Source organism: Psychrobacter sp. A3 (genome assembly GCF_028823565.1).
Taxonomy (GTDB): domain Bacteria; phylum Pseudomonadota; class Gammaproteobacteria; order Pseudomonadales; family Moraxellaceae; genus Psychrobacter; species Psychrobacter celer.
This window is the reverse complement of sequence record NZ_JAPEHS010000143.1, coordinates 1-2,807: the sequence shown is the minus strand read 5'-3', so window position 1 is coordinate 2,807 and position 2,807 is coordinate 1. Positions and strand designations below refer to the sequence as shown.

The 2,807-nt window shown below is 49.0% G+C and carries 3 protein-coding genes; all 3 read left to right on the top strand.

Annotation, left to right across the window (positions count from 1 at the left end; all coding sequences use genetic code 11):
- The coding region (locus NK638_RS12140; RefSeq protein ID WP_274633214.1) for a DUF3426 domain-containing protein at positions 1-480 on the top strand (480 nt) is incomplete at its 5' end.
- 210 nt (positions 481-690) lie between these two features.
- Entirely contained in the window at positions 691-1,008 is a 318-nt protein-coding gene (gene fis / locus NK638_RS12135) for a DNA-binding transcriptional regulator Fis (RefSeq protein ID WP_274633213.1), read from the top strand.
- A 153-nt stretch (positions 1,009-1,161) separates the two neighbouring features.
- A complete protein-coding gene (purH, locus tag NK638_RS12130; RefSeq protein ID WP_198336963.1) occupies positions 1,162-2,742 on the top strand; it encodes a bifunctional phosphoribosylaminoimidazolecarboxamide formyltransferase/IMP cyclohydrolase in 1,581 nt (526 codons plus the stop codon).
- Positions 2,743-2,807: the final 65 nt, after the last annotated feature.

The following is a 2,807-nucleotide window of genomic DNA, read 5'->3' as shown; positions in this document are numbered from 1 at the left end:
ACGCCTGCGCGGCGCTCAGTGGCATCATTACTATGGACCCTTGGTTGCTTGGTATTGGCGCTGCTCTTATTGGCGCAATATGTCATCTTTAATATAGACACCTTGGTCAAAGACCCTGCCCACGCCGAGCGCCTACACCGCATCTGCTCTGTTGCCGTTTGTAGCTTGCCTAGTGCGGACCTAACAGCATTGAGCATTAGTCACATTACTCACCAAAAAAGCCGTATCAACACTACAGGCGCGTTTAGCGATGTCAGCGCCGCCCTTTATAATCAAAGCACCAAAGCGCAGCTCTATCCGAGCGTAAAGGTCAGTGTGTACGGCAAAGATACTATAATTGGTGAGTTTATCGCAGCGCCAGCAGATTATTTATTAAGCAAGCAAAAACAACTCGCCGCCAATAGTCAGCAGCAGTTATTGTTTACCATCCCTGTGGCCAATACTCAGATTCGCGACGTTCAGATAACGCCTTTGTATTAAGGCCTGTGTTTATCAAATGGTTAAGGTATGTTTTAGCTACGCTGACAGATACTACAAAAAATAACGCTTCATTGAGCGACTTGATGATCATGTATTTGATAACTGGGTATCGGATATAACCTCGAATCTATCAGCGCCAAAGGCCATTAATTTGATATAATACCCTGATATCTGATGGTTTGATTTTCTCTAACCCAAGGACTTTATCTTATGGCACCTCATGCACAGCATAATGCCCACCATTTTGCTACCAGCTCTGAGCATCCTGCCGACTACTCCAAACCCCATACCAACACTGCTCATGAGCCACTGCGTGTACATGTTGAGCGTGTGGTGCGCCAGTACTTTGCCTTGTTAGGTGATGAGGTGCCAACCGACTTATACGAGCTAATTTTAAGACAAGTTGAAGAACCGCTACTGTCGGTCGTCCTCGAACAAACGCGCGGCAATCAAACCAAATGCGCCCAAATCCTCGGGCTAAATCGCGGTACACTACGCAAAAAACTCAAAACTTATGACTTAATGTAGCATCAGCTATATGCGCCTATCTATTTTGATTGACAATCATTATGCAGGGCAATTGAGCGGTGATGATCTCAGTTTTTTTGAGGTTATCTGCCACCATCGTCGTTATCACCTTGCCAGACGTTGATGTCGGGCTTTTTTTATGGAAGTTTTTTTATGAGTACAACCCCACTCGCCTTATTATCAGTCTCTGATAAATCCAATATCGTTGAATTTGCTCAAGGTCTCATCAAGGCAGGCTTTGGTTTGTTATCTACTGGCGGTACGTATCGGCTACTCACCGAAAATAACGTCGCTGTAACCGAGGTCTCAGACTATACTGGCTTTCCTGAGATGATGGACGGCCGCGTCAAGACACTACATCCTAAAATCCATGGCGGTATCTTAGGTCGCCGCGGGACTGATGATGGCGTCATGAGTGACCATCAAATCGAGCGTATTGATCTGGTGGTGGTAAACTTATATCCATTTGCGCAAACCATCGCGCGCGCCGATGTGACCATGGCTGATGCTATCGAAAACATCGATATCGGCGGCCCTACTATGGTACGGGCAGCAGCAAAAAACCATGCCCATGTCGGTATCGTCACGGACCCTGCTGACTATGAGCGCGTCCTTACCGCTCTCGGTGACAGCACTGAGCTGACTTCGGCGCTGCGTTATGACTTAGCGGTCAAAGCTTTTGAGCATACTGCCCAGTATGACGGTATGATTGCCAACTTCTTGGGCAGCCGCCTCAGCGCCACGCAGGAGCCAGAAAACTTCCCACGCACCTTTAACGTGCAGCTCGAAAAAGCACAAGACTTACGTTATGGTGAAAACCCGCATCAAAACGCCGCTTTTTATGTCGAAAACCACCCATTAAAGAGCCAGCAAGCCTCTATCGCGACCGCCACACAATTGCAAGGCAAAGCGCTGTCGTATAATAACATCGCCGATACAGATGCCGCACTGGAGTGTGTCAAAGCCTTTAGCGCGCCTGCTTGTGTGATCGTCAAACACGCCAACCCTTGCGGCGTGGCTGTGGATCAAGACCAAGTTGCTGCATACCAAACGGCTTTTAGTACCGACCCTGAGTCTTCTTTTGGTGGCATCATTGCCTTTAACCGTCCCTTGACGCTAGCCGCGGCTAAAGCCATCATTGATAATCAGTTCGTCGAAGTCATCATCGCACCAAGTATCGAAGAAGGCGTCCTCGATATCACAGCCAGCAAGAAAAACGTCCGCGTCTTGGTATGCGGCGAGCTGCCAGCACCAGACCAACGCGACGCTCAGCTTGATTATAAGCGCGTCAATGGTGGCCTACTCGTACAAGAACAAGACCTTGGCTTAATCACTGCCAATGATCTAAAAATTGTCACCGATGTACAGCCTACAGAGGCGCAGATTGCAGACTTGCTATTTAGCTGGAACGTCGCAAAATATGTCAAATCAAACGCCATCGTCTATGCCAAAGCTCAGCGCACCATCGGTGTTGGTGCCGGTCAAATGAGCCGTGTCAACTCAGCCCGTATCGCCGCCATCAAAGCTGAACACGCAGGACTTGCCACCGAAGGCGCGGTTATGGCCTCAGATGCCTTCTTCCCATTCCGTGATGGCATCGATAATGCAGCGGATGTCGGCATCTCTGCTATCATTCAGCCGGGTGGCTCGATGCGCGATGACGAAACCATCGCAGCGGCCAATGAGCATGGTATCGCCATGGTGTTCACAGGTATGCGTCATTTCCGCCACTAGTCTTTTGTAACTGAGCCGGCGCGCATGAGGCGGGTCGGTTTTGATTGCTAAATTATAGATCAAAA